This window comes from Sporosarcina sp. Y838 (genome assembly GCF_056786515.1).
The window spans coordinates 151,565-176,408 of sequence record NZ_JBXCJD010000002.1 but is presented as its reverse complement, the minus strand read 5'-3'; the positions used below and the strand labels follow the sequence as shown (position 1 = coordinate 176,408).

The window sequence follows — 24,844 nt, the reverse complement described above, 5'->3', positions numbered from 1 at the left end:
GGGGAAACGGATTGTTTTGTAATGAATGTGGGACAAATTATCCCAATTACAATAATTATTGTACGGCAGACGGAGCCATATTGGATACAAAATTAAACGGCAAAGCAAATCGGTCGAAAGTAGAGTTTTGTGCGGGTTGCGGCGGAAAAGTTGCTTCATCTGCACAGTATTGCCTTCATTGCGGGGGGGATTTATCAGGTATTAGTTTGAACTCTACGCAAAGTGTCATCCAAGCGATTCAAAATCCGACGCGGACGCTTGATTTACCGACGTTCAATTCGAGCCGTTTTTTATCGAAAAGTAATGTGAAGAATGCTTTGATTGCAGCGGTTCTAGCGATTGTTCTCGTTCTTGTAAGTGCCGGGGCTGTCATGAACTTCGCTGAACAACAGTTTATAGACTTCATTGAAGAGACAGAAGGCGAAGTGGTATCAGCAAAAGAGTTGCGGAGTTTAAGTTTTCTTGAAGAGCAAATTAGGGCAGAATCAGGTACGTCAGTATCGATACCTACAATTTACGGCATCACAACGTTTGTAACGCTACTTCATAATATAAATACGAAGTTTGATTTGGAAGCCAATTCGTTTGGCGAATCAATGCTAGTATTTTTCCAACAGAAAAATCTGTTGCTCGCCGGTTTGATTGTCCCAATTGTGATTCTGCTCATTGTAGGGGCAGTTTTAGGGTATTTGTCAAGAAAATCGAAATCGTCATTGGTTGAACCGCTTATTATTTTCTCAGGAATTTACACGATTTTTATAGTGGCTAACGCTATAAACTCAAGAGTGAAATTCCGTATGGGTGCAAATGGGATCTACGACGATAGTCTGTCAATCCAAGCTGTATTGAAATTTTCCTTTTTTGATGCTTTACTAACCGGACTTTTATTGTCACTGATCGTTACGGGATTATCGGCCTATTTGACGTATTACGGTAAGACTATCTTCGTGTTTTTACATGCGAAACCGCAGTATGTACAGTATACGGTGTATTCAATGCTGGTTTTAGCAGTCATTTTCGTTGTCGTTTCAATAGTTGGGATTTCCGTAATGGATATGAGTGAACTCGAAGGTATTGGAACTGCCTCCATTATTGCAGTGGTATTACCATTAGTACTAACACATGCATCCATTTGGATTATGCACTTGGCTCATTTCAACCCGCTAGCATTTCAGCTGGACTTGTTGAATGGAACCCATTCCATCGCAATTAATCTATTCAGTAGCGCAAAGAGCATTCAAAAGTCGATTGCGGCCGATTATGAACTTGGAGATATGTTAAATACATTGGTTTTGACGGATGGAACGCTTCCGATGCTTATCAAACTGAGTTTCCTTTTGCCGGCTGTATTGCTCATCTATGTGGGTTTCCGTCTATTCAAAACGAACCAGTCACAAATAAAGCAAATCCTATTATTCGGTGGAATTTATGCGCTTGTCATGACGGTATTAAGTGTAGCTAGCAGAATCAAGCTTGAAGTTCTTGCCGAGCAAGAAAGTACAATCATTACCATCTATTCCTCAATCTTGCCTTCTTTCCTAATTACATTTGTGATGGCGTCGATTTGCTTCGCAATTGGTGGTTTATTGAAGAATAGATTTGCAAGTAGATAAATTATAAATTGCGGGACAAGGCTTCACAAAGATACGGTTGTACCTAAACAACCTGTATCAAAAAAACGAAAAGCGGCCAATGGAATCATCGTGGAAAAGGTGGAAGAAGCCGGTATCGACACATGGCAGGTTACAACAACAGAGGAGTTTGTCATCCAGGCTCCAAAAGTAAAAAGTTTACAACGGTCTCCCTAGTGAAAAAAGTTCAAGACGAATGGCGCGTCCACGAGCTCGTGTCGACGAAGGAGATTTAATAGCAGGTACTTATTTCAGCTCTTCATTACAACTACATGCCTCTTGAGTCCTTTGAGACTTGAGAGGGTTTTCTATTTTTTCGCCCAAATCCTCCGTGGGATCGCCCGAACCCCAACGCGTACCGCTCGAATCTATCGCGCGACCACCCGAAAACCCTCACCAACCACCCAAATCCATGGCTTCCAACTTATGCTATACTTAATTAAAATCAGAATAATGGCTAGATTACTAGTCAACTAATCAACTAGGTGAATAAAAGCCTACTAGAAATACAGAAATAGGATCCCACAAAGATCGAATTAAGAAGGAAGTGTCAATCTCGTATGGCGAAAGTGAAAAAAGAAGTAAAGTTACATAAGTTTTGGATTGTCCTTTTATTAGGATCCCTTACTGCCATCGGACCGCTTTCAATGGATATGTATTTGCCGGCGCTTCCGATTGTTGCAACTGATTTACATACCTCAACATCGCTTGCACAACTAAGTTTGACCGCGTGTTTAATAGGGCTTGCCGTCGGACAGCTGATCTTCGGTCCATTGAGTGATATTCGGGGGAGACGCAAACCGCTCATATTTACGCTAATCGTATACGCGACTGCCTCTGTTTTGTGTGCATTCAGTACGACGATTTGGGTTTTTATCGGGTTGCGATTTATCCAAGGGGTATCAGGTGCGGCGGGAATCGTTATCGCACGGGCGTCTGCACGGGATATGTATTCTGGTAAAGACTTGACGAAGTTTATCGCATTACTGGCACTTGTAAACGGGGCAGCACCGATTCTTGCGCCCATTTCAGGTGGATTCGTTTTAAATTTCGCATCATGGAACGCCGTGTTTATCATATTAGGTGTAATTGGTCTTCTTATGTTTTTGGCAGTTACGCTCTTTCTCCCTGAGACGTTGCCTAAAGAAAAAAGGTCTGAGGGAAGCATGTTGGCGGTCGTCAAGACATTCGGGAATTTGTTTAAAGACCGTGTGTTTCTGGGGATATCGGGCACACTAGCCTTGATCATGTCGAGTATGTTTGCATACATAGCGGGGTCTCCTTTTGTCCTGCAAAACATTTACGAAGTCACACCTCAACAGTTTTCCATGTTGTTTGCGCTAAATGGTTTAGGCATTATCATCGCCGCACAAGTGACAGGTAGATTAGCAAGCACCGTTGACGAAGTGAAATTGCTTTTTACAGGGGTTTTATTGTCATTCACAGGAAGTATATTACTCTTTATCGTTGTGTCAAATGACCTTTCTTTATTCGCAATGACCGTAGCGCTTTTCCTCGTCGTTTCAAGTGTCGGAATGGTATCAACGTCCGCATTTTCGCTCGGCATGCAAAGCCAAGAAAAAGCGGCTGGAAGTGCTTCAGCCTTTCTGGGACTGCTTCCATTTATCGGTGGGGCGATCGTTGCGCCACTTGTAGGAATAGCAGGGGACCAAACGGCGTGGCCGATGGGCATAATAATTATGACTTGTAGCAGTGGTGCGCTTGTCCTGTTTTTGCTTTTCGTGAGAAAAAGGTAAGTATTCGACGAGGAGTAGTATTCATTTTTAGGAGAGAAAAGGTTATGCCTGCAATTGAATAATGAAAAAGTTGAATCCAGACAAAGTGGCATTTGTCTGGTTTTTTGGATGTATGGAATTTCAGGGATGCAGCGACATTCACTAAATAAGGCGCTCTAAAATTTAATAAAACTGAAAACTTTTATTCAGGTTGAAAACTTGTTATAATTAAAACAGACCAGTTGGTATGTAGGGAGGAATACATCAATTATGGATACAAAATCGATATTAATTGATACGGCGACGACCCTTTTTCAACAAAAAGGGTATAAAAGTGTCGGACTTAATGAGATTTTAACAGCCTGTAACGTTACAAAAGGAGCACTCTATCATCATTTTCCAAATGGAAAAGAAGAATTATTGATTACTTGTTTACACGGTTTAAACGAAGTCATTACCACAGATATTGAGGCTATTTTCAGTAGGCATGAAGCAACGGAGGACGCGATACTGTCAATGATTGATAAGTTAGTTCACAACTTTGAAAGAGACGGCACCATTATCGCCTATACATTTAGCAGCATTGTCAGTGAAATGGCAACGATGAGTGAGCCAGTCCGCACTGCTTGTAGTGCTCTATATGAAAACATTCAACAGCTTTACTATGAGAAACTTGTAACGGAAGGCTATTCGAATGAATCGGCTTCCGCTTGCGCGTTGTTGCTGACAGTTTCGATTGAGGGTGCAATGATGCTTTGTTTAACGCAAAAATCCGCAATACCTTTGAAAACAATTGCGACATTATTGCCGAGCATTTTAAAAGTAAACAGATAAAGTAGACAGAGCTCTTTACGATTGGGTTGTTAAACGGAGTGCATGTTTAGTGTAAATTGCATTTACGGCAGCTTCATTGATTTGCGTTAAGTTCATAACTGTATTTGCTTTTGTATTTAGAGTAGGTCCAATACGAATTTTGAAAGGAAGAGAAATCAAACTATGCATCAAGAAAACAGACTACCCAAAAACGCTAAAGAGGGCGCGTTATTCGGCGCAATTATCGTAACACTATCCGTATTATTAATAGGATCAATCAACATAATCCTTTCGGCTGGAGGATTCAACAAAGAAGTTGCAATGAGCATGTTAGTTACGTTACCTATTATTTGGGTGATCGTTATGATTATTGAACCTGTCGCAATCGGTCGTTTTGCAGAATTTTTATCGTCAAAATTCGTTTCACCAACAGATGGTTTTGCTGCTCGCATCATGTTCCGTACGATTTTTACAGTATTGGGTATGTCATTCACAATGACAATTATTGGAGATATCGTTGGAAATGGTTTTAGAGATGATTTCGTTGCTCACTTCCTACAAACTTGGCCACGTAACTTCTTAATCGCTCTATTTTTAGAGAGCTTAGTTATCCAGCCAATTGCACGCTTTGTAATGGTTAAAATGCACGCAGCGCAGGATAGAAAAGCTGCAGTTCAAGCGAAAACACAAAACGTTTAAAAAAATGGCTCAGACTTTTATCAAAAGTCTGAGCCATTTTTTTGTTCAATTCGCAGGTGTACGTACGACTAAAACATCGCATTTAGCTGAACGGACGATTGCTTCAGATACCGAACCGATTATGTAGCGCTCTACTGGCGTATGCCCCGTAGCGCCACAAATAATTAAGTCGGCCTTCACTGTTTTAGCAATCTCTTTTGTTATTACCGTTTTAGGTGAACCATATTCAATAATGGACGTTGCATTTTTAACACCAGCAACTGCAGCGCGTGCTTTGTAGCGATCTAAAATTTCCTTTGATTTTTCTCTGACTTGCTCAGCGATATCTTTATCAAGTGCTCCGAAATATTTTGTATCTATAATGTTAACGATGTGTAATTGTGAACCTTCATTTCGATAGGCGATATCAATGGATTTACGAAATGCATAGTCGGCCTCAATTGAACCGTCTATAGCTACTAAAATACTTTTGTATTGCTTCATCTGCCAAATCCCCCTTTAAGAAGTTATTTGAAAGGTGCTTACCTGTAGATTCGTTGTATTACCGTCAACATACCAAGCGGTTTGTTTTAAATATACCAAAAATTATTTCTATAAGCCAACGCTTTTTATCTAGCCTCTCGCGCCCCGCTCGAATCCACCGCTCGACCGCCCAAACCCTGATCAACAAAATCCCCAAACCCGCAAAAATTTACATAAAACTAACACTCATTACACTAAACTGACAATCTACCAAAACATTAATAATCACTTAACATTTCAGAGGTTTTAGAATGGTAACCTTAATAAAAGGACTAAATCAACCCTTACAATACATAGAACTTTAGGAGGCTATTCAATTGAATTCATATCAAAAAGCATTCGGAGCGACGTTAGCTGTAGCGGTAGCAACGGGAACACTTGCAGTAGCTGCACCGGTATACACACAAGCCGATGAGGTGAAAATTCCCACATTTTCTGATGTAAAAGATATAAAAAGTCATCGATCCTATGACGCAGTTATCAGTTTGGCTTCTAGAGGGATCGTAAAAGGATACAGCGATGGCACTTATAAACCGAATCAGGCCGTAACGCGGGGACAACTCGCTACCGTTTTAGCGAAAACCCTTGAATTGGATACAAAGAATGTGAAAAACCCGGGATTCAAAGACGTTAAAGTGACTGACACGTATTACGGAGCAATTGCTGCACTTGTTGAAGCTGGCATTGTAGAAGGGTATAACGATAAGACATTTAAGCCTGGCGGGCCACTGACACGTGCGCATATCGCCAAGATGATTAGTATTGGATTTAATCTAGAAGACGTCAAGTTTACGAAGAGCCCATTTACAGATGTCAGAGCTGAAAACTGGTACGCAAATTATGTCCAAGCATTGATCGACAATAAAATCACAGTTGGAACCACTCCTACTAGATTTGAACCAAATGCATTCGTTACAAGAGGGCAAATGGCTTCCTTTATTGTTCGAAGTGAATCGGCTTCCACTAGAGGCAATGGAAAAACGTTTAACCTTTCTTTGATGCACGTGAATGATATACACGCGAATACGGACAAAGCACCAAAACTGGTTACAGCAGTAAATGAAGTACGCGCAGCTAAACCGGATGCATTGTTGTTAAATGCAGGAGATGTATTCTCTGGTACTTTGTATTTCAATGAATTCCAAGGTTTAGCAGACTTAGCGTTTATGAATTTAATGAAAGTCGATGCTATGACATTCGGTAACCATGAATTTGACCTTGGTTCATCAGCGGAAGGCCATAAAGCATTGGCTGATTTCATTAAAGCGGCAAACTTCCCGTTTGTATCCGCAAACGTAGATTTCTCAAAAGATCCATTGTTTGATGGATTGTTCAATACGAAAGTTTCAGCAACTCCTGAAAACAGCAATATCTACGCAGGAATTGTCAAAGAAGTAGACGGAGAAAAAGTCGGTATTTTTGGCCTGACAACTGCGGAAACGAAAAATCTTGCAAGTCCAGGAGAAATTACATTCTCTAATTATATTGAGGATGCAGAAAAAATGGTTGCTGAATTTGAAAAAATGGGTATCGACAAAATTGTTGCACTGACACATATTGGTTTTGATGATAATGCCGCGATGGACAATGACCAAGAACTAGCTGCAAATGTCGACGGGATTGACGTAATTGTAGGTGGACATAGCCATACGCAATTAGACAAACCTGTCGTTGTGGACAAAGATGAAAAAGGCGCAGCGAAAGACAAAACAATTATTGTACAAGCGTATCAGTATTCAGATTACCTCGGTACGTTAGATATTGAATTTGATAAAAACGGTGACGTAGTGGGACATGCAGGTAAATTGATAGCGACTAAAGACAAAGAAGAGAATGCTGAGGCAGTTAAGCTCTTAAAACCTTATAAAGATCGAATTGCAGCTGTAAATGAAGAGGAAATTGGCGTAACACTTAAAAATGCACTAATAAGTCCAAGAACATCTGATGAAGGTTATGTGCCGGGCACAAGTGTACGAGCGAGTGAAACGATTCTAGGGAACTTAATTACGGATGGCATGCTTGCAAAAGCGCAAGATTATGTAAAAGATAAAAAAGTAATTATGGCATTCCAAAATGGTGGGGGAATTAGATCTGCGATAGATGCCGGTCCAATCACAGTAGGGGACGTAATCACTGTGCTTCCATTTGGTAATACACTAGCGACTATGGACGTTACGGGTGCAGAATTAAAAGAGGCATTTGAAATTAGTTTTAAAGAGTATCCAAAAGAAAATGGCGGTTTCCTTCATGTATCAGGTGCGAAAGTAGAATTCGATTCTTCTAAACCTGCTGGAGAACGTGTCGTTTCAATTGCCTATAAAAATGAAGACGGTACGTACACTAAACTAGAAGACACTAAGACATATACAGTAGCAACAAACGCCTTCACAGCAAAAGGTGGAGACGGATATGACGTCCTTAAAAAAGCTTATGAAGCAGGTCGTGTAACGGATCTTGGTCTTTCAGATTGGGAAAACTTAAGGGAGCACTTAGTATCCCTAGGCGACAAAATCCCAACTGAACGTGAAGGTCGAATAGTAGACGTTAAGGGACAAGTTGTAGACGCAATCACAAGTTTTTATAACACGAACCCTGAAAAGTTAACAGTCTCTCAAGTTGCCCGTTATGACAGCCTTAAAGGCGAAGGTGGGACAGAAATTTTAGCTTATGATGAAAACCTGAAAAAAGCATTCGTCACAAATGGTGCAGTAAAAGGTTTTGACATTGTTTCATTTGAAAATTTAAAATCGGGTACATTAACAGGCATTACAGAAACGACTAGAGTTCTACTATCAAGCTTTGGCGTTGAGGGTGTAGCTGATATTACGAGCATTGCTTCACATCCAACGAAAGATTTAATCGCGATTTCTGCAGTAAGCGATCCGAAAACAGAACGAGGCTACATCATCTTTGCAACGAAAGACGGGAAGTTTGTAAAATCTGTTCAAGTCGGCGCATTGCCAGACATGGTGACATTCACGCCTGACGGGACGAAAGCAATTGTTGCAAATGAAGGAGAACCAGCTGATAATGCAGAAAAAACAAGTGATTTAATTGATCCAGAAGGGTCTATTTCGATCATTGATGTAGCAACTTATACGCATACAGAACTAAAATTTACAGAGGCCATGTTAGATGATAAAGTTCGGATGTCTTATCAAGGAAAAGGCAAATCGTACTTGGCACAATTAGAGCCTGAATATGTAACCGTCTCTGCTGACAGCAAAACAGCTTACGTATCCCTACAAGAAAACAATGCAATTGCAACAGTTGACCTTGTAGCGGGAAAAATCCTAAATGTTAAAGGGTTAGGCGTAAAAGATTATTCAGCAGCTGGAAACGAACTAGATGCGCTCAAAGATGGCAAAGTAAAACTCGAGAAACAACCAATCCTATCTTTCTATATGCCGGATGCCATTGAAACGTTCACTGTAGGTGCAGATACGTACATCATCACACCGAACGAAGGGGACGCACGTGACTATGAAGGATTCAGTGAAGATAAAAAAGTAGATAAAATTATTGATAAAGTTAAATTAAAAGCAGAGCATTATGCAGGCTATACACAAGCAGAGCTAGATGCATTTGACCTAACGACACTAAATGATTTTAAAATTACGACTGAAGATGGGAAAAATGCAGCTGGAGAATACGAAGCGCTTTATGGGTACGGCGGACGTAGCTTCTCTATCTTTAACGCAAAAACAATGGAACTCGTATTTGATAGCGGAAGTGATTTCGAATCAATCATCGCAAATGACCCGAGATTAAAACCATACTTCAACGTAAGTAATAGCAATGTAGATGTAGATGATCGCAGTAACAGTAAAGGCCCAGAACCGGAATCGGTAACAACTGGAGAAATCAATGGAAAAATGTATGCATTCATCGCGCTTGAACGCATCAGCGGCATTATGGTTTATGATCTTACGAATCCATCAAGCCCTGAGTATGTAACGTTTATGACAAGCCGTGACTTCACGAAAGAGGTTGCAGGAGATGTAGCGCCAGAAGGCTTAAGATTCATCCCAGCTTCCAAAAGCCCAACAGGTAACGCATTACTAGCAGCCACACACGAAATGTCAGGAACGGTTGCGGTTTATGAATTTGATGGAGTTAAAATTAAGTAAGATTAGCTGTAGATGATTAAGTGTTAGGTAGGCTGTGTGGGGTACGAATCGGGTAATTCGTTAAATGGAGACCAGACAATTTGGGGATTGTCTGGTTTTTTTGTGTCCAATCAACAAGGAGGTTTCCAACCAACACTTCGAAGTGTTCAACGAAAGCCTGAAGAGAAATGGATAGAATCAGAAATCCAGCTAATACCGCTTCTGCGCTTTGTGGATGCCTCCCGCGCTAAGCCGGGGCACTGAAAAGGCCGGATTTCCTTCAATCCCGTTGATTTCCGTTCCGAGCGGACGCTTTCCGCGGGCACGGCTTCAGCCTCCTCGTCACTGCGTTCCTGCGGGGTCTTCAGCTCGCGCTGTTCCCGCTGGAGTCGCCGCTCTTCACTACAATCAACTAGTTCTTAATATAAAAGCACATTTCGTTATCAGGGATAAGACCTGCAGCCCATAGTGCATCTTTCTACAATGAAATTTCTATCAATAATGGAACACTCCAGCGCCGGCGCGGCAAAGGGGTAGCCGAAGTCATGAGCCTGGATGCGAAGCGTTAATCCAGGCTCATGGCGAGAGGCATCCCCAAAGTGCCAAGCGATCTAAAATGTACACTCTGAATTACAACTCCATCAATAATGGGAAACTCCAGCGCCGGCGCGGCAAAGGGGTAGCCGAAGCTATGAGACTGGATGCGAAGCGCCAATCCAGGCTCATGGCGAGAGGCATCCCCAAAGCGTCAAGCGATCTAAAATGTAAACTCTGAATTACAACTCCATCAATAATGGGAAACTCCAGCGAACACCCTATAGCATCAATTAGATTTTCACGCCTTATTAAATATAAAAAAGCCAGTTATTCACAAAGAATAGCTGGCCATTTATATTAGATTTTCTTTTCAACGTCTGTTTCACTAGCATCTAACTTCGTTTTGTCTTTTTCTTCATCATTGATGATATCTCTAGTAGAGGTCTTAAATTCCTTTAGCGTTTGTCCAACAGCTTTCCCCAATTGAGGTAGTTTGGAAGGACCGAAGATGACGAGAGCTAGTATTAAAATGAGTATTAAACCCGGTAAGCCGATACTTGGCATGGTAATTCCTCCTTATCTAGATGATAGGATGAACGAAAATGAGATAGAGTTTTGCCAAACCATTAAAATTGAACAATACAATCACAATCGTAAATGCCTCATTCAATTATAACATTAGACTAATTGATTTTCGCTTTTACCTTCGACCAATTGACCGCCTTTTTCGAAGAACGCGAGAATCCCTTCCGCAGCACGGTACGATAAAGCACCTACTGTACCTGTTGGGTTATATCCAGCATTTTGCGGGAATGAAGAAGCACCGACAACGAATAGATTGTCTACATCCCACATCTGAGAATAGTTATTGACCGCAGAAGTTTCAGGATCCGCGCCCATGATTACGCCGCCCGTGTTATGCGTAGACTGATATTCAGCAACATTATATGGACCAAGCTCTTTACTCGTATCTATATGATCTGCGCCCATTTCTTTTAAGATAGCTTCACATTTCTCTGCTAAGAACTTAGTCAACGCACGGTCTTGGTCTTCAAAGTCAAAGGTAATTCTAACCAATGGATCACCAAACGAATCTTTATAAGTAGGATCGAGGTCAAGGAAATGCTGTTTGTAAGCCATTGAAGCTCCTTCGCCACTAACCGTTAACGACGCATTTGTATATTTTAACGAAGCTTCTTTAAACTCTGCACCCCAAGTCGGAGTACCCGATGGGATTTGGTTATTGGCAATAGGTCTTTGTCCTGTTTGCCCAAGGATAATCATCCCGCCGTGGATAAAGTCCAAATCAGTGTGGTCGAAATTATCGCCATTGTAATCATCTACAATCATCCCTAGGCCGCCTGCACCTGCAAAGTTATTGAACTTTTGTTCGTCAAAGAATCCAGTTGCGCGTCCTTTTCTGATTTGGTAGGCATAGTTTTTACCGATTACGCCAGTACCCGTAGTTGCATTGTAAGGTCTGCCGATTTCTGAAAGTAGAAGAAGTCTAACGTTACTAAAGACATAGCCTGTTAATACAACAACATCTGCTGGCTGTTCAAATTCTTCGCCAGTTGTCATATCTGTATAGATTACGCCAGTCGCTTTACCGCCTGTGTGTACAATACGGCGTACTTCTGAATGCGTTCGGATTTCAAAGTTCCCTGTTTCTTTTGCTACCGGTATTACAGTAACGTTAGGGTCTGCCTTTGAACCGTACTCACAACCGAAGCGTTCACAAAATCCACAATATTGACAAGCCACTCTGGAAATTCCATCAGGGTTTGTATAGTTTTCTGATAGGTTGGCAGACGGTTGAACATATGGATGAAGCTTCATGTTTTTTGTTGCTTTATCGAACAATTGCATAGCTTGTGTTTTTTTCATCGCAGGAGTCGGGAATGGATTTGAACGTTTCCCGCCTAAAGGATTGTCTTCTCCTGAAATCCCTGCCATTTTTTCGTATTGATCGTAGTAGGGCTCGATTTCATCATATGTAATACCCCAGTCTTGAATCGTCATGTCAGCTGGAATTTTACCTTCTCCATATTTTTCAATGGTTTTGCTTCGCAGTTCGAAATCATAAGGAAGAAAACGGAAGTTCTGACCATTCCAGTGTGCTCCTGAACCACCAACACCTACGCCAAGTAAAAACGAACCATATTGTCTCATCGGTAGAGAACGCATTTTGTCATGATTACGGAAAGTGATTGTTTCTTTTGAAAGGTCTTGCATCATTTCATGGCGAACCGCATATCTAAGTTCGTCATGCGCCATGTAATAATCTTCTGTTTTTCGGTCTTTCCCTCTTTCTAAACCAACTACTTTAAGTCCTTTTTTTGTTAGCTCGGAAGCGATAATACCGCCGGACCAACCAACACCAATAATAACTACATCTGTTTTAGGTAATTTTTTCACCATTACTATTTCCTCCTCAATCGTAAAGCTCTAAATGATCACAAATTTCTAATTGGGCTATTTATCTTTGGGTACGTCTGATTAGTGATTATGTTGAGAGTTTAATGCCATCGGTTCTACTACTACAAATTCTTCTTCAATAATATTTAAGAAGCTCATTTGGTGACCAGGGAAGTTTTTCATCTTCCAACCTTCCATACCTGCATTACCGCCATACAAAGGATCTGAGTATGCACCTTCAATTGTTGCAGACCGTAAAGTGTTGAAAAAGGCAGTAGAAGTCGTTCCTTTTAACTCTACTTTTCCTTCAGCAAAGTCAGTAAGAATTGCATCTTGCTCTTCAGCTGAAAGTCTCTCGAAAGCTTTTTCGTATTTTTTCACACTTTGATCCATAAGACCTTTTAGTCCTACTTCAAAAATTTGTTGTCTGTTTTGGCGACCTTGATAACCTTGAGTCGGCTCTCCTGGGTAAAAGGGGCCTGATGTGTATTCTTTTGCGCCCATTCCCCAAGCACCTGCTAATTGATGGTCAATGTAATAAGCAACTAATAATTCTTTAGCACCAGGACCGTTTTTATCTTTAGGGAAAATTCTTTCCGCTGCGGCCTCCGTAGTTCGGTATTGCTCAGGCGTAAAGTACATTAAAGCGACATGTAGGTTTTCTGCCTGCTTAGGCGTGCTTGAGTCTTTCACTGCTGTTGTGGTTGTTGTTGTATCGCTGCTCAACAGGGTACCAACAGCACCACCCAAAACAAGTCCGCCTACCGTTAATCCTGAATTCTTTAAAAATGAGCGTCTCGAAGACTTTTTACCTTCAAAGGACTTTTTTTCTTTTTCTGACATGATAAAACCTCCAAATTCAAAGTGTTAAAACGACAACTAATTTTTTACCTAACTAAACAATGAAGCACAAATTATGTACTTTTTCCCAGTCCTAGAGATCATAATAAAGCACCTCGACAAAAAATAGATGAGATGTCTGAATCCCCAATTGTAGCCCTTCAATATAGGTAGTCATTACATTCTTCTATACTTTTTACGAGTAAGCGTCGTATTATTTACAAATCAATACTGGCATTATACTATTCGGGTGGGTCTAAGCAACTCTCATTCTACTACACTTGGTATCTAATTAGTATGAATTCAAGTCTTTTTTGTGAAATAAAACTATAGTTACCATATATTGAAAACATTAAACCTTGAAATGGTTAGATGGATGATGAAAAGCGTGCAAGAAAGTATACGCTTATTGAACATTTAACGGAGTTGAGAAAGCGACTAAATAGTGTGGCTGTGAACTTCATAGTATCCCTGATAATCGAATTCCATTTTTCTAATTGTTATTCCATTCCTCCATTTATTTGAAATCAGTGCTCTGCTGTTCAGCTGGTCATTAAAAAAATGGGCGAAAGAAGAGGAAATTTAGGCTCAAGAGGTGGAAAAAGTGGTATACTGATGTACGTACCTGAATAAAATGCACCACAACTCAAAGGAGGAACAACTCATGCCAAACATCGGTGTACCCGGTTTAATTATAATTTTAGTGATTGCGTTAATCATCTTCGGACCAGCTAAATTGCCTCAATTAGGAAGAGCTGTTGGACAAACACTAAAAGAATTCAAGAATTCAACGAAAGACATCGTCGATGATGTCGCTGATGAATTCAAATTAGACGACAAAGAATTAACAGAGAAAAAGAAAATATAATCGTTAATCCAAAAGAGCTAGCATCAAATACAATTTGTATTTGACGCTAGCTCTTTTTTTGATGACAAGGCGAGTTTAGAGATTGGTGAAGTGTCGAACTAACAGGGAAGTGTCCAACAAACCGGGAATTCTATAATCGTGCTTTAAGACGGTATTGGACGTCAAAGTATAGTTAAAAGTAGGGAATTTCCAGAAATATATCGAATTTCCTTTATCAGGGTTTCTATATACCTTGAAAGCTGATAATATAGAATTATGGAATAGGGGGTCGATGGTTTGAAGAAGATACTCACAGCAATACTTACACTCGCAATTGCTATCAGTTTCTCATTTAAAGCGTTGCAAGTAGATGCAGCTAGCCCGAAAGCAGTGAGCTACAAAAATTGCACTGAACTGAACAAGGTGTATAAAGGCGGCGTGGCAAAATCAGCCTCTGTTAAAAATGTAGGCGGCAAAACAAAGTACGCTCCATTCGTATCCAAAGCTTTATATGATCTGAACAAAAAAAGTGATCGCGATAAAGATTTAATCGCGTGTGAGCGATAAGAATAACAATAACAACAGCTTCATTCACAGTTTTAATTGTGGAATGGAGCTGTTTTTATTCACCACTGTCCATACCGTGTTCAATAATGAGTTTTTAATCTAAAGAAACAGTCACTTGATTATTCAATAGATTAAAATAACTACTATAACGGACTACTAAAATATCCCACAATATGATACGATGGAACTATGAAATAAATTAGGACAAAGTCTACAAAAAACTATAAAATTCGACAAGTAGGAGAAGGCTATGGAGAAAAAAGACTTAGATTTACTACTCGAAAACGTATCGACTTTAAGGGCTGAAGGCAAGTACAAAGAAACAATCGAGGGGTGCCGCCATCTGTTGGAAAACGGGCTTAGGCTAAATGAATTTAAATTTGTCCTCGCGGCTCATGCGTATTCAGCCGCCGCCTACTACTCGATTGGCGATTTAACCGAAGCTTTTAACAGTATCGAGGCTCACGAAGAACTATGTACTAAATATGGCAATGAAACAGACCAACTGCATTCATATAATATGTATTATTTACTCCATGCCTATAACAAAGACTACGGTAATGCAAAAGCAACACTCGAAAAAAGCATTCATTTGGGTAAGAAATTAAAACATTACAATCTAGTTAGCAACGGATATAGCAATTACAGTCATATATGCATCGTCGAAGAAAACTATAGAGAAGCGCTTGAAATGGCTGAAATCGGACTTGAGATGGCGAAATTACATCAACCGGCAAGCCCAATTTTAGAACTAAGGGTCACATTAAACATGGCAAATGCTTATATTGGACTGGGGGATTTAACAACTTCGAAACTACTGGTAGATGAGATGATCAACCATCCAATTTTAGACTCGTTTATCAGGGAAAAGGCCCAATGTTATTATTTACTTGGTAAATGGTTTGCTGCGCAAAACCAATTAAGGGAAGCGTTTGATGCATACACCACTGCCAAGGATTTAGCAGCAAGCTATGATGATTTTAATTTATTGAAAGATATACAAGAACAAAGATGCGACTTATGCGAGCTTATGGATGACAAATTACTTGGCTATGAAGTTCAAAAAGAATACATCACCGTGCTCAATGAAATCACTAAGAGTGGACTAGCGTTAGCGGCACTTAAGCTTGAAGTTAAACATGGTCTTTCCATCACTGAAAAGAGAGCCAACACGGACTATTTGACAGGACTTTACAATCGCTGCTATTTGGAAAGTACTACGAATGAGTGGCTTGAAAAAGCATCACGGAACAATGAAAGCATCGTATGTATCGCATTTGATATCGATAACTTTAAGCTCATTAATGATGAATTTGGACATCTGGTGGGTGACGCTGTTATGAAGCAGATTAGTCAATATAGCTCAACGGTTTTCAGAGAAACGGACTTAATGAGTCGATTTGGCGGAGACGAATTCGTCGTTATTCTGAAAAACATTTCACTGGAAGCCGGGAAAAAGAAAGCTGAACAGCTATCGGAAACGATTAGAAGGATTCAAGTGGAAAACGAAGGGAAGTTCGTTTCAATTACTGCAAGTATTGGTGTGGCTGATAACGGAAAAGGGACAGTAGTGGAATTTAAGGAATTATTCAATTCTGCAGATATCGCACTTTATCAGGCAAAAGAGAATGGGAAAAACCAAGTTTGCGTTGTAGGTTAAAGCATAACTGCCTGTGAAACGAATCAAAAAATAGCCCTCTCCGGAATGTCCCTAACCCGTTCAGTTCTGTGGTGCGAAATTCAAAATAAAGCACGAAATAGACCGCTAATTCGCATATGAATTTGCGGTCTTTAAAATGCCTATGCATCAACGTTTAAAAACAAATCGCAACTATTTCAACAACCAAATCGACACACGAATTACACGACCTACAATAATTATTGTAAGGTGAAAATATCGTGTTAAAACCGCTGCTAAGTCAAATTGAAGGGAATTAGAGTTGAAAGATATGGTATTTATTCAACAAAAAAAAGACTGGAAATAATTCAGCGTTTTGTTTCTATAAGTAAATTTTTCCATCTCCTCTTATGAATTCCTGCATTAAAGCATCGGTATTGGATGTCTCTGTTTCAGTGGAAATTAATCGTTTCTCAAATACAGCGGCAGGCTTCAGACATAGGGCTTTTAAAAACACTTGTCTAAAAGCACACCTTCCGATATAATTACTTTATTATTTTATTACTTTAGCAAAGTAAAGTAACAGATAATAAACCTATCAATTTATTATCGCTATATTCAAGAAAGTAGGAACTTCAAATGTCACTTGAAAAGCTTCCACAACTCCTGAAAAGTAAAAGAGAGGAGTATTTGGAACAACTATTTACACTTATACGCCAAAGAAGCATCAGCACGCAAAATGACGGAATCACTGAATGTGCCGAACTTCTTAAAAATATAATGGAGGAAATCGGGATCAACACCACCATCAAGAAGACAAACGGACACCCGGTTGTTTACGGCGAGATGATCAAGGACGAAAATGCGTTCACCGTCCTTTTTTATGGACATTATGACGTCCAGCCTCCAGACCCGATTGAAGACTGGATTTCTCCACCTTTTGAACCGACAATCCGTGATGGAAGAATCTTTGGCCGGGGCACTGGAGATAACAAGGGGCAATTAATGGCTACGCTGCTTGGTGTGAAGACGTATATGGAGCTAGTTGAAGAATTACCGATTAATATAAAATTTATCTTTGAAGGCGAAGAGGAGAACGGAAGTCCTCATTTAGCCGCGTTTGTCGAGGAAAACCAAGAACTTCTAAGCGCAGATCTCGTTTACACAGCAGATGGTTCTGCTCATAACAGTGGTGCCCCGCTTGTTTTATTAGGTGCAAGAGGCTCACTCCAACTCGAAATAAAGGCGAGCGAAGCAGCATGGGATAATCATTCCGGCAATACTGGCAATATCGTGCCTAACCCTGCCTGGAGATTAATAAATTTGCTGAAGACGATGCGGTATAAAGATGGAACCGTGTTAATCGAAGGATTCTACGACAACATCCGAAAGCCGTCAGCTACCGAAAAAGAGCTGCTTAAAATCATTCCTTTTGACGCAGGAGATATCGGTGAAAAAATCGGCTATCCGCAGCTTGATATGGACGGACAAACCTATTACCATAAACTGACAATGGAACCGACGTTCAATATCGCAGGAATCTCCAGCGGGTATTCTGGTGAAGGCGTGAAGACCATCATCCCTTCTACTGCTTCCGTGAAGTTAGATATCCGTCTTGTCGTGGATCAGGATCCTGCTGATGTGTTCAACAAAATCGTAAACCACATCAAAAAGCACGATCCAGGTGTTGAAGTGACACATTTAGTATCCATGGAACCGTCCAGGACACCTGCAGACCTCGAGATTGTCCAAGTCGTAACGGATGCGGTAGCGAATGCGTACGAGAAGGATCCGATTATCCAACCAAGTTTGGGGAGTTCGCTTCCGGTTTATGTATGGACCAAAATTTTGAAGATACCGTCGATTATCGTGCCTTATGCGAATTTCGACCAACGAAATCATTCCCCAAATGAAAATATAAAAATCGATAACTTTTTAAACGGGATTGTATGTACATGTCATGTGATTCAAGACCTTGGTGCTTACGCCAAAAATCTAGCATAGATATTTCAGTCAGAAGGGATAGTTAGTTATATGGCAGAGAAAAAACAGCTTCAGACAAATACAGCAAAAACAAAGAAACAACCTAAAAAACCGCCACACATTCTTGTGATTTTGTTTTGTATGGTCATTTTTGCCGCGCTCATCACATATCTTGTGCCGGCCGGGCAATATGAACGAACGACAAATGAGGATGGTAGAGAGATTGTCGTGAACGGTACCTACCAACAGACAGAAGGGAATCCAACAGGGTTCTTGGAGTTTTTCAATTCCCTTTATGACGGTATGACCCAAGCATCAGGCATACTATTCCTGCTGTTTATTACCGGTGGCGTATTCGGTATTTTAGGCAAAACGGGGGCGATTGAAACGGCCCTCTATCATCTCATTAAAAAAATGCACGGGAAAGAGATTATCCTGATTCCGATTCTATTCACTATTTTTTCATTAGCCGGAGCGAGTTTCGGACTAGGTTCCGAAGCAATGGTTTATATTATTATCCTGCTCCCGCTGCTTTTACGGGCAGGTTTTGATTCCATTATTGCGGTTGCAGTGCCGATACTAGGTGTCGGAATCGGATACTCGGGTGGATTTTTAAATCCGTATAATGTTGGGGTCGCCCATGGAATTATCGGTTTGCCACTGTTTTCAGGGATGGAGGTACGGATCGTTTGCTGGATTATTCTTACCATCGTTGGTGCTACCTACCTTACGCTGTATGCAAGAAAAGTTCAGAAGGATCCAACCAGAAGTCTCGTATACTTTGAAGACCAACATAAAAATTTCGATGAAGTGACGATCGAAAACCGTTTATCTTACAAGCATATTGTCATTTTATTAGTCCTGGCAGCCACATTCGTCGCCTTACCTTTTGGCATTATCAATTATGGCTGGTTCTTTAAAGAGATTACAGGGTTGTTCTTATTAATGGGAGTGGTCGTTGGAATCATTTCGAGGATGAAGCCGAGTGAAATGGCGTCCGCCTTTACAGACGGATGTAAGGATTTAATGGAAGGTGCGCTCGCTGTGTCCTTTGCTTATACGATTGTAGTGATCCTGAACGACGGGAATATCATCGACACCATCGTATTCGGCTTATCGAATCTAGCTAGTCAATTCCCATCCAGCGTGGCAGCTGTCGGGATGTTCTTTGTTCAATTCCTGATCAACCTGCCAGTCAACTCCGGGAGCGGTCAAGCAGCATTAACGATGCCAATCATGGCGCCAATCGCAGACTTAGTTGGAATCAGCAGACAAACTGCTGTCCTTGCCTTCCAATTCGGCGATGGATTTACGAATGCCTTCTACCCTACCAACGGCGGATTGATGGCCGGGTTGGCACTTGCAGGAATCTCCTGGCTGAAATGGGCAAGATTTATGATTCCACTAGTCATCTTGCTGTTCGTTACGTGTGCGATTATGGTAACGATTGTTCATTTGTTTGTGTGGCCGGCTTAGGTTTTGGTATGTAGGGGTATTGTAGTTCTGTTGTTAAGTTGAAGAACTGAATAGGTAAATCGCATACCTTTAGACAATAAAATTGTACAGAAAAACGCAGAGGTTGTATCGATCCCCGAGAGTTAGAATTTTTCACTCTAACTTTCGAGGATTGTACCATTTTATGATTAAGCCAAGAACACCCGTGACTTCAGTCGTGGGATGAATTGGCTTTCTTTTTTTTGTTTTAAAGCGACATTGCCATGCGAACACCTGTTCTTTTCGGTAGAATATTCTTAGGAAGGCAGGTGACGAACTATGGAGCCGAATAAAGAATATCGAACTATCCGATTTACACTATTCCCCGTCAACCGGAACAGTCGCATCATGCAAATGCTTTTCAAGATCAGCACGGAAATCTGCTTTCTGCGCGTCACTCCAACCAAGCTCTTTGCTCATCATTTCGATGACGGACACTTTCCACTCGTTCACCCATTGAATGTCAAACAGTAATGCGCCCGTACGTCGCCAGAAAAAGTCGACGGGTGTACGGACGAATTCATCTGTGATCGAGTAAAGGACTTGCGTAAAGAGGTAGACGGGTAGCCCAGAATCTTGCGCTGCCTGCTCGTTTTTCTGTAATAAATCAAAAAGGATATCTACATTTGAGCCATACTTTTTCACGAGGGACTGAGCTCTTTCCTGATCCAATCCGAGTTTTATGCCTTGTTTGATTTTCCGATACATGAACGTTTCAAAGTTTCGGGAACCTCCGACGTGTCCGCCTGAAATGGGCATATTCTTCGTGCTGGACGGAGAAAATAATACTCCTGTATCTGTTTTGAGTTTTGATGCGACGACATCTACAATCGTCTCCGCCATTTTTCGATAGCCCGTCAGTTTTCCTCCAGCGATGGTGATTAACCCCGAAGCGGACTCCCAAATTTCATCTTTTCTCGAAACTTCGGATGCCCCTTTGCCTTTTTCATTGATCAAAGGCCGTAGCCCAACCCAGCTGGATTCAATATCACTCGCCGCAATGGTTAATTTCGGAAAGATGAGAGCGATTGCGTCCATCAAATAATCGCGGTCGCTTACGGTCATTCGGGGATGAACCATATCCCCTTTGTAATCAGTGTCTGTCGTCCCGACGTACGTTTTCCCATCCCGTGGGATCGCCAACACCATCCGACCATCTGGCGTATCAAAGTAAACAATCTGATTCAAAGGAAATACACTTTGGTCAAAAACGAGATGAATGCCCTTCGTCAAACGAATTTCCCTTGAATCCAAGGAGTTGTCTTTCTCCCTCAATGTATCCACCCATGGACCGGCGGCGTTTACTATTGTTTTTGCCCGTATTTCACTAGTTTTTCCATTTAATTGGTCAACCACGGATACGCCTGTAACTTTTCCATCATTGTAAATAAAATCAGTCACCTTTGTATAATTGAATACAGTAGCACCTTGACTGACAGCTTCTTTCATCACTTCAATCGTCAGTCTCGCATCATCCGATCGGTATTCAACGAAACGACCAGCCCCAAGTAACCCTTCAGCCCTGAGTTTAGGCTCCGCATGCAACGCTCTTTCTCTGGTCAACATACTCTTTCGTTCTTCTTTTTTCACGCCCGCCAAGAAGTCATAGACGCGCAATCCGATGGAGGTACTGAATTTACCCATGGAGCCGTCCTTATAAATCGGCAAAAGCAACCACTCAGGCTTCGTCACATGGGGTCCATTTTCATAGACGACCGCCCGTTCCTTGCCTGTTTCCGCAACGATCTTCACTTCAAGGTTTTTCAGGTAACGCAAGCCGCCATGAATCATTTTTGTAGAACGACTGGACGTCCCAGCAGCAAAATCCTGCATTTCCACAAGCACTGTTTTCATGCCGCGACTCGCAGCATCCAAGGCAATTCCAGCCCCCGTAATGCCGCCCCCGATGATTAATACATCAAATTCTTCCGCTTGTAATGTTGAGAGTTCTTCATTTTTATGTAACTCATTAGGTTGTTCACTCATTATAGTTAAAGCCTCCACATATTTTATTCGTTCATTAATTATACTACAATTTAGATAACTGAATCTCTTGATTTACAAAACGTTTAGAAAATAGTAATATGTAGCCAGTGTTTTAACTATTTGATGGGTTTCAATTACATAGACAATTAGTAAGAGGCATGCTATAATTTCATATAACATTGTGCGAATCTAATGGTAATTAAAAATAATAAATATACTCTTATCAGGAGCAGGCGGAGGGAAAAGCCCGATGAAGCCCGGCAACCGACTCAATTGAGCACGGTGCTAATTCTTACAGCATTTATGCTGAAAGATAAGAAGTTGTGTGAAAAACCTCTTCTTAACTGAAGGGGTTTTTTTATCATCATAGACGATGCAGAAGGAGGATAAAACATGAATATATCAAGTAGTCAACAGGAACTGGCAACCTATGCATTCTTAGAATTAGATGAAATTGTGAAGTATGTTAAAAAGCGTGGCTTCTTTAGTGAACAAGAACAAGTTGTTGTGACGGAAGTAAGTGATGGGAAGATCAATCATGTTTATCGATTAACGGGAGAACAGAAGAGCTTGATACTCAAGCAGGCTGTACCTTACGCGAGGATTGTAGGAGAGTCAATGCCTATCCCAATCGATCGGGTCGTTCTCGAAGCGAAAGTATTACAGGAATACGATAACATCATTCCCGGTTCTGTTCCGAAAGTGCATCTTTTGGATGAAATCATGGCAATTGTTGTGATGGAAGACATGCATCCGATGGAAATGGGGCGCACGGCTTTGAATAATGGGACGGAATCTACCGTATTTGCGAAAGACATAGGTGTATTCAGTGCGAAAACCACTTTTTATACGTCCGATTTCTACCTGGATCCAAAACTAAAGAAAGAGTTGAATGCTTCTTTTACAAATCCGGCAATGCGGGAAATGACGGAAGAACTCTCTTTCGATTGTCCATACAATATGCATGACAGCAATTTCTTTGAAGAAGGCTTGAAAAATGATGTATTATTTCTAAGTCAAGACCACCAGTTAAAGCTGGAAGTGGCGAAATTAAAACATAAGTTCATGACGAAAGCGGATGCGCTCATCCATAGCGATTTACATAGTGGTGCCATTTTCATGGGAGAAGATAAAACAGTTGTATTCGATACCGAGTTTGCTTGTTTTGGGCCGTTCGGATTTGACATGGGGCATTTTATCGCAAGCTTGTTGTTAAATGGAATCGGACACCCTGAATTTCAAACGAAGCGCTATGAACAAGCGCGGGAAGCATGGTATGCATACGCCGATACATTCGCCCAAGTTTGGAGAGAAGAATCCAATGAGCCTTATACACAACTCGACGGCTTCCTGACGCATGTAATGGATGAGAACTTTACCGATATGCTAGGGTATGCAGGCTGCGAATTGGTCCGCCGCTCTATCGGCATTGCACAAATTGACGATTTAAATTATGAAGAAGATGAAGGAAAACGTATGGCCAGAAGGAAAAAAGTGTTGGAGCTCGGGAAGTATTTGATACTTAACCGCAATACAATACGCTCTCTTGAAGAATTGGAGAGCTGGTTCATCGACAGTAGTCACAAGGAGGAATTTTAATGGGAGTTACAGCCACTTATCTATTTCCGACACATCCAGAGCAAGAAAAAATAGCGGAGCAACATGCACTTGGGCTCACAATCGGGTCTTGGACAGACATTCCGCATCTTGAACAGCAGCAATTGAAGCACCATAAAGGTGAAGTCGTTTCTGTGGAAAAAGGGGAAGTGAAGGATACGGTGAAAATCTTTTACCCATCCGCTAACTATTCGGCAGATCTTCCCGCGATCTTCACGACTGTCTACGGCAAGCTTTCTTTTTTTGAAGGCTATGAATTAATCGATTTGGATTTTGGCAAACAATTGCTTGCACAATTTCCAGGACCACGATTCGGTACAAAAGGGATTCGAGAGCAGTTGAATGTGATGGATCGCCCATTACTGAAAGCCATCTTCAAAGGAGTCATGGGAAGGGATCTGTCCTTTTTCTCCGCTCAACTAGAAGAACTGCTAGCAGGCGGCGTCGATCTCATCAAAGACGATGAAATTCTTTTTGAGAATGAATTAACACCGTTTCACAAGCGAATTACAACAGCAAAAGACATTATCGATCGGCATTATGATAAAACAGGAAATCGGGCATTGTATGCAGTGAACTTGTCGGGACGGACGAATGAGCTTCATGACAAGGCAGAACAGGCGGCAGCGCTCGGCGCGAACGCGTTATTATTCAACGTCCATGCGTATGGGCTAGATGCACTTCAAACGCTGCGTGAAAATAACAATATCGGTTTGCCAATTGTTGCGCATTCGGCATTATCGGGCGTTCTAGCAGGACAAGCAGGTGGCGGATTCTCTTACTCGTTATTGGTAGGGAAATTAACGCGACTTATTGGCGGAGATCTGTCCTTGTTCCCAAGTCCCTATGGCAATGTCGCAATTTCGAAATTCGATGCGTTGGCAATCAATGACGCGCTAATAGAAGACAATGGCTTCGAAAAAACATTTGCAGTACCATCTGCTGGAATTCACCCAGGCATGGTGCCGCAATTGCTGAAGGATTTCGGAGATAATCTAGTCGTCAATGCCGGGGGCGGAATATTTGGCCATCCAGATGGACCGACGCAAGGTGCCAAGGCATTCCGGGCGGCGATTGACGCAAGTGTCAAACAAGTCTCTCTCGTAGAAGCAGCAAAAACGTCAGAACCTTTGAAACGCGCCATCGACCAATGGGGCGTTGTCGAGTCAGTATAAGCAAAAAACGAGCCTCCTGGGATAGTCCCGAGAGGCTCGTTTTTTTATAGAATGAGATAGAGATCCTGCTAATACTGCTTCGGCGCTTTGTGGATGCCTCCCGCGATAAGCCAGAAAGGAGACCACTTTCAGTCTTATCGCTTCGGCTAACACTGGACGCGCCTTCGCTGGATAAGTCTATGTAAGAAAGCGTATTTCGTTATCTATCATTGCGACGGCGACTAGTAAATATTTCAATACAGTGTGTAGAAT

17 protein-coding genes and 1 riboswitch are annotated in these 24,844 nt (G+C 41.3%); of the genes, 12 read left to right on the top strand and 5 right to left on the bottom strand.

Annotation, left to right across the window (positions count from 1 at the left end; translation table 11 throughout):
* Window positions 1-11 precede the first annotated feature (11 nt).
* The 4 genes from AC1TO4_RS03585 (at window position 12) to AC1TO4_RS03570 (ending at window position 4,879) form a co-directional block, all read left to right on the top strand.
* Window positions 12-1,613, top strand: coding sequence for a hypothetical protein (locus AC1TO4_RS03585; RefSeq protein WP_482104187.1), 1,602 nt, complete (start codon window positions 12-14; stop codon window positions 1,611-1,613).
* Between the two features lie 578 nt (window positions 1,614-2,191).
* Window positions 2,192-3,388 carry a multidrug effflux MFS transporter gene (locus tag AC1TO4_RS03580; RefSeq protein ID WP_482104186.1) on the top strand — a complete coding sequence of 399 codons (1,197 nt, stop codon included), beginning with the start codon at window positions 2,192-2,194 and terminating at the stop codon, window positions 3,386-3,388.
* A 249-nt stretch (window positions 3,389-3,637) separates the two neighbouring features.
* Window positions 3,638-4,201 (top strand): TetR/AcrR family transcriptional regulator, encoded by a 564-nt coding sequence (locus AC1TO4_RS03575; protein WP_482102403.1) that lies wholly within the window; start codon window positions 3,638-3,640, stop codon window positions 4,199-4,201.
* 162 nt (window positions 4,202-4,363) lie between these two features.
* Window positions 4,364-4,879 carry a DUF2798 domain-containing protein gene (locus AC1TO4_RS03570; RefSeq protein WP_482104185.1) on the top strand — a complete coding sequence of 172 codons (516 nt, stop codon included), beginning with the start codon at window positions 4,364-4,366 and terminating at the stop codon, window positions 4,877-4,879.
* Window positions 4,880-4,924: 45 nt separating this feature from the next.
* On the opposite strand, the gene AC1TO4_RS03565 is transcribed toward AC1TO4_RS03570, so the two are convergent.
* A complete protein-coding gene (locus AC1TO4_RS03565) occupies window positions 4,925-5,362 on the bottom strand; it encodes a universal stress protein (RefSeq protein WP_482104184.1) in 438 nt (145 codons plus the stop codon).
* A gap of 356 nt (window positions 5,363-5,718) precedes the next feature.
* Between AC1TO4_RS03565 and AC1TO4_RS03560 the strand changes: the two genes are divergently transcribed.
* Window positions 5,719-9,531 (top strand): choice-of-anchor I family protein, encoded by a 3,813-nt coding sequence (locus AC1TO4_RS03560; RefSeq protein WP_482104183.1) that lies wholly within the window; start codon window positions 5,719-5,721, stop codon window positions 9,529-9,531.
* Between the two features lie 873 nt (window positions 9,532-10,404).
* Here the strand turns inward: AC1TO4_RS03560 and tatA (AC1TO4_RS03555) are convergent.
* The 3 genes from tatA (AC1TO4_RS03555) to AC1TO4_RS03545 form a co-directional block, all read right to left on the bottom strand.
* Window positions 10,405-10,611 carry a twin-arginine translocase TatA/TatE family subunit gene (gene tatA / locus AC1TO4_RS03555; protein WP_482104182.1) on the bottom strand — a complete coding sequence of 69 codons (207 nt, stop codon included), beginning with the start codon at window positions 10,609-10,611 and terminating at the stop codon, window positions 10,405-10,407.
* A 114-nt stretch (window positions 10,612-10,725) separates the two neighbouring features.
* A complete protein-coding gene (locus AC1TO4_RS03550) occupies window positions 10,726-12,468 on the bottom strand; it encodes a GMC family oxidoreductase (protein ID WP_482104181.1) in 1,743 nt (580 codons plus the stop codon).
* 78 nt (window positions 12,469-12,546) lie between these two features.
* Window positions 12,547-13,308, bottom strand: coding sequence for a gluconate 2-dehydrogenase subunit 3 family protein (locus AC1TO4_RS03545; RefSeq protein WP_482104180.1), 762 nt, complete (start codon window positions 13,306-13,308; stop codon window positions 12,547-12,549).
* Between the two features lie 661 nt (window positions 13,309-13,969).
* Between AC1TO4_RS03545 and tatA (AC1TO4_RS03540) the strand changes: the two genes are divergently transcribed.
* From tatA (AC1TO4_RS03540) to AC1TO4_RS03520, 5 genes are all read left to right on the top strand, one after another.
* Window positions 13,970-14,173 carry a twin-arginine translocase TatA/TatE family subunit gene (gene tatA, locus AC1TO4_RS03540; protein WP_482102415.1) on the top strand — a complete coding sequence of 68 codons (204 nt, stop codon included), beginning with the start codon at window positions 13,970-13,972 and terminating at the stop codon, window positions 14,171-14,173.
* Window positions 14,174-14,449: 276 nt separating this feature from the next.
* A complete protein-coding gene (locus AC1TO4_RS03535) occupies window positions 14,450-14,719 on the top strand; it encodes an excalibur calcium-binding domain-containing protein (protein ID WP_482104179.1) in 270 nt (89 codons plus the stop codon).
* Between the two features lie 250 nt (window positions 14,720-14,969).
* Window positions 14,970-16,379 carry a GGDEF domain-containing protein gene (locus AC1TO4_RS03530; protein ID WP_482104178.1) on the top strand — a complete coding sequence of 470 codons (1,410 nt, stop codon included), beginning with the start codon at window positions 14,970-14,972 and terminating at the stop codon, window positions 16,377-16,379.
* Window positions 16,380-16,976: 597 nt separating this feature from the next.
* Window positions 16,977-18,341: a M20/M25/M40 family metallo-hydrolase gene (locus AC1TO4_RS03525; RefSeq protein ID WP_482104177.1), complete on the top strand. Its 1,365-nt coding sequence runs from the start codon at window positions 16,977-16,979 to the stop codon at window positions 18,339-18,341.
* Between the two features lie 30 nt (window positions 18,342-18,371).
* Window positions 18,372-19,796: a YfcC family protein gene (locus AC1TO4_RS03520; RefSeq protein WP_482104176.1), complete on the top strand. Its 1,425-nt coding sequence runs from the start codon at window positions 18,372-18,374 to the stop codon at window positions 19,794-19,796.
* A gap of 336 nt (window positions 19,797-20,132) precedes the next feature.
* On the opposite strand, the gene AC1TO4_RS03515 is transcribed toward AC1TO4_RS03520, so the two are convergent.
* Entirely contained in the window at window positions 20,133-21,803 is a 1,671-nt protein-coding gene (locus AC1TO4_RS03515; RefSeq protein ID WP_482104373.1) for a glycerol-3-phosphate dehydrogenase/oxidase, read from the bottom strand.
* Between the two features lie 214 nt (window positions 21,804-22,017).
* A riboswitch (SAM riboswitch) is annotated at window positions 22,018-22,120 on the top strand.
* 73 nt (window positions 22,121-22,193) lie between these two features.
* Between AC1TO4_RS03515 and mtnK the strand changes: the two genes are divergently transcribed.
* Both mtnK and AC1TO4_RS03505 read left to right on the top strand, forming a co-directional pair.
* Window positions 22,194-23,399, top strand: a complete 1,206-nt coding sequence (gene mtnK / locus AC1TO4_RS03510; RefSeq protein WP_482104175.1) for an S-methyl-5-thioribose kinase — start codon at window positions 22,194-22,196, stop codon at window positions 23,397-23,399.
* Window positions 23,399-24,592 carry a 2,3-diketo-5-methylthiopentyl-1-phosphate enolase gene (locus AC1TO4_RS03505; protein ID WP_482104174.1) on the top strand — a complete coding sequence of 398 codons (1,194 nt, stop codon included), beginning with the start codon at window positions 23,399-23,401 and terminating at the stop codon, window positions 24,590-24,592. Before mtnK ends, AC1TO4_RS03505 begins: the two co-directional genes overlap by 1 nt.
* Window positions 24,593-24,844: the final 252 nt, after the last annotated feature.

Bases quoted from the DNA above. Each gene is read 5' to 3' on its own strand.
- AC1TO4_RS03580 (WP_482104186.1), top strand. From the start codon at position 2,192: ATGGCGAAAGTGAAAAAAGAAGTAAAGTTACATAAGTTTTGGATTGTC.
- AC1TO4_RS03575 (WP_482102403.1), top strand. From the start codon at position 3,638: ATGGATACAAAATCGATATTAATTGATACGGCGACGACCCTTTTTCAA.
- AC1TO4_RS03570 (WP_482104185.1), top strand. From the start codon at position 4,364: ATGCATCAAGAAAACAGACTACCCAAAAACGCTAAAGAGGGCGCGTTA.
- AC1TO4_RS03565 (WP_482104184.1), bottom strand. From the start codon at position 5,362: ATGAAGCAATACAAAAGTATTTTAGTAGCTATAGACGGTTCAATTGAG.
- tatA (WP_482104182.1), bottom strand. From the start codon at position 10,611: ATGCCAAGTATCGGCTTACCGGGTTTAATACTCATTTTAATACTAGCT.
- AC1TO4_RS03550 (WP_482104181.1), bottom strand. From the start codon at position 12,468: ATGGTGAAAAAATTACCTAAAACAGATGTAGTTATTATTGGTGTTGGT.
- AC1TO4_RS03545 (WP_482104180.1), bottom strand. From the start codon at position 13,308: ATGTCAGAAAAAGAAAAAAAGTCCTTTGAAGGTAAAAAGTCTTCGAGA.
- tatA (WP_482102415.1), top strand. From the start codon at position 13,970: ATGCCAAACATCGGTGTACCCGGTTTAATTATAATTTTAGTGATTGCG.
- AC1TO4_RS03530 (WP_482104178.1), top strand. From the start codon at position 14,970: ATGGAGAAAAAAGACTTAGATTTACTACTCGAAAACGTATCGACTTTA.
- AC1TO4_RS03525 (WP_482104177.1), top strand. From the start codon at position 16,977: ATGTCACTTGAAAAGCTTCCACAACTCCTGAAAAGTAAAAGAGAGGAG.
- AC1TO4_RS03520 (WP_482104176.1), top strand. From the start codon at position 18,372: ATGGCAGAGAAAAAACAGCTTCAGACAAATACAGCAAAAACAAAGAAA.
- mtnK (WP_482104175.1), top strand. From the start codon at position 22,194: ATGAATATATCAAGTAGTCAACAGGAACTGGCAACCTATGCATTCTTA.
- AC1TO4_RS03505 (WP_482104174.1), top strand. From the start codon at position 23,399: ATGGGAGTTACAGCCACTTATCTATTTCCGACACATCCAGAGCAAGAA.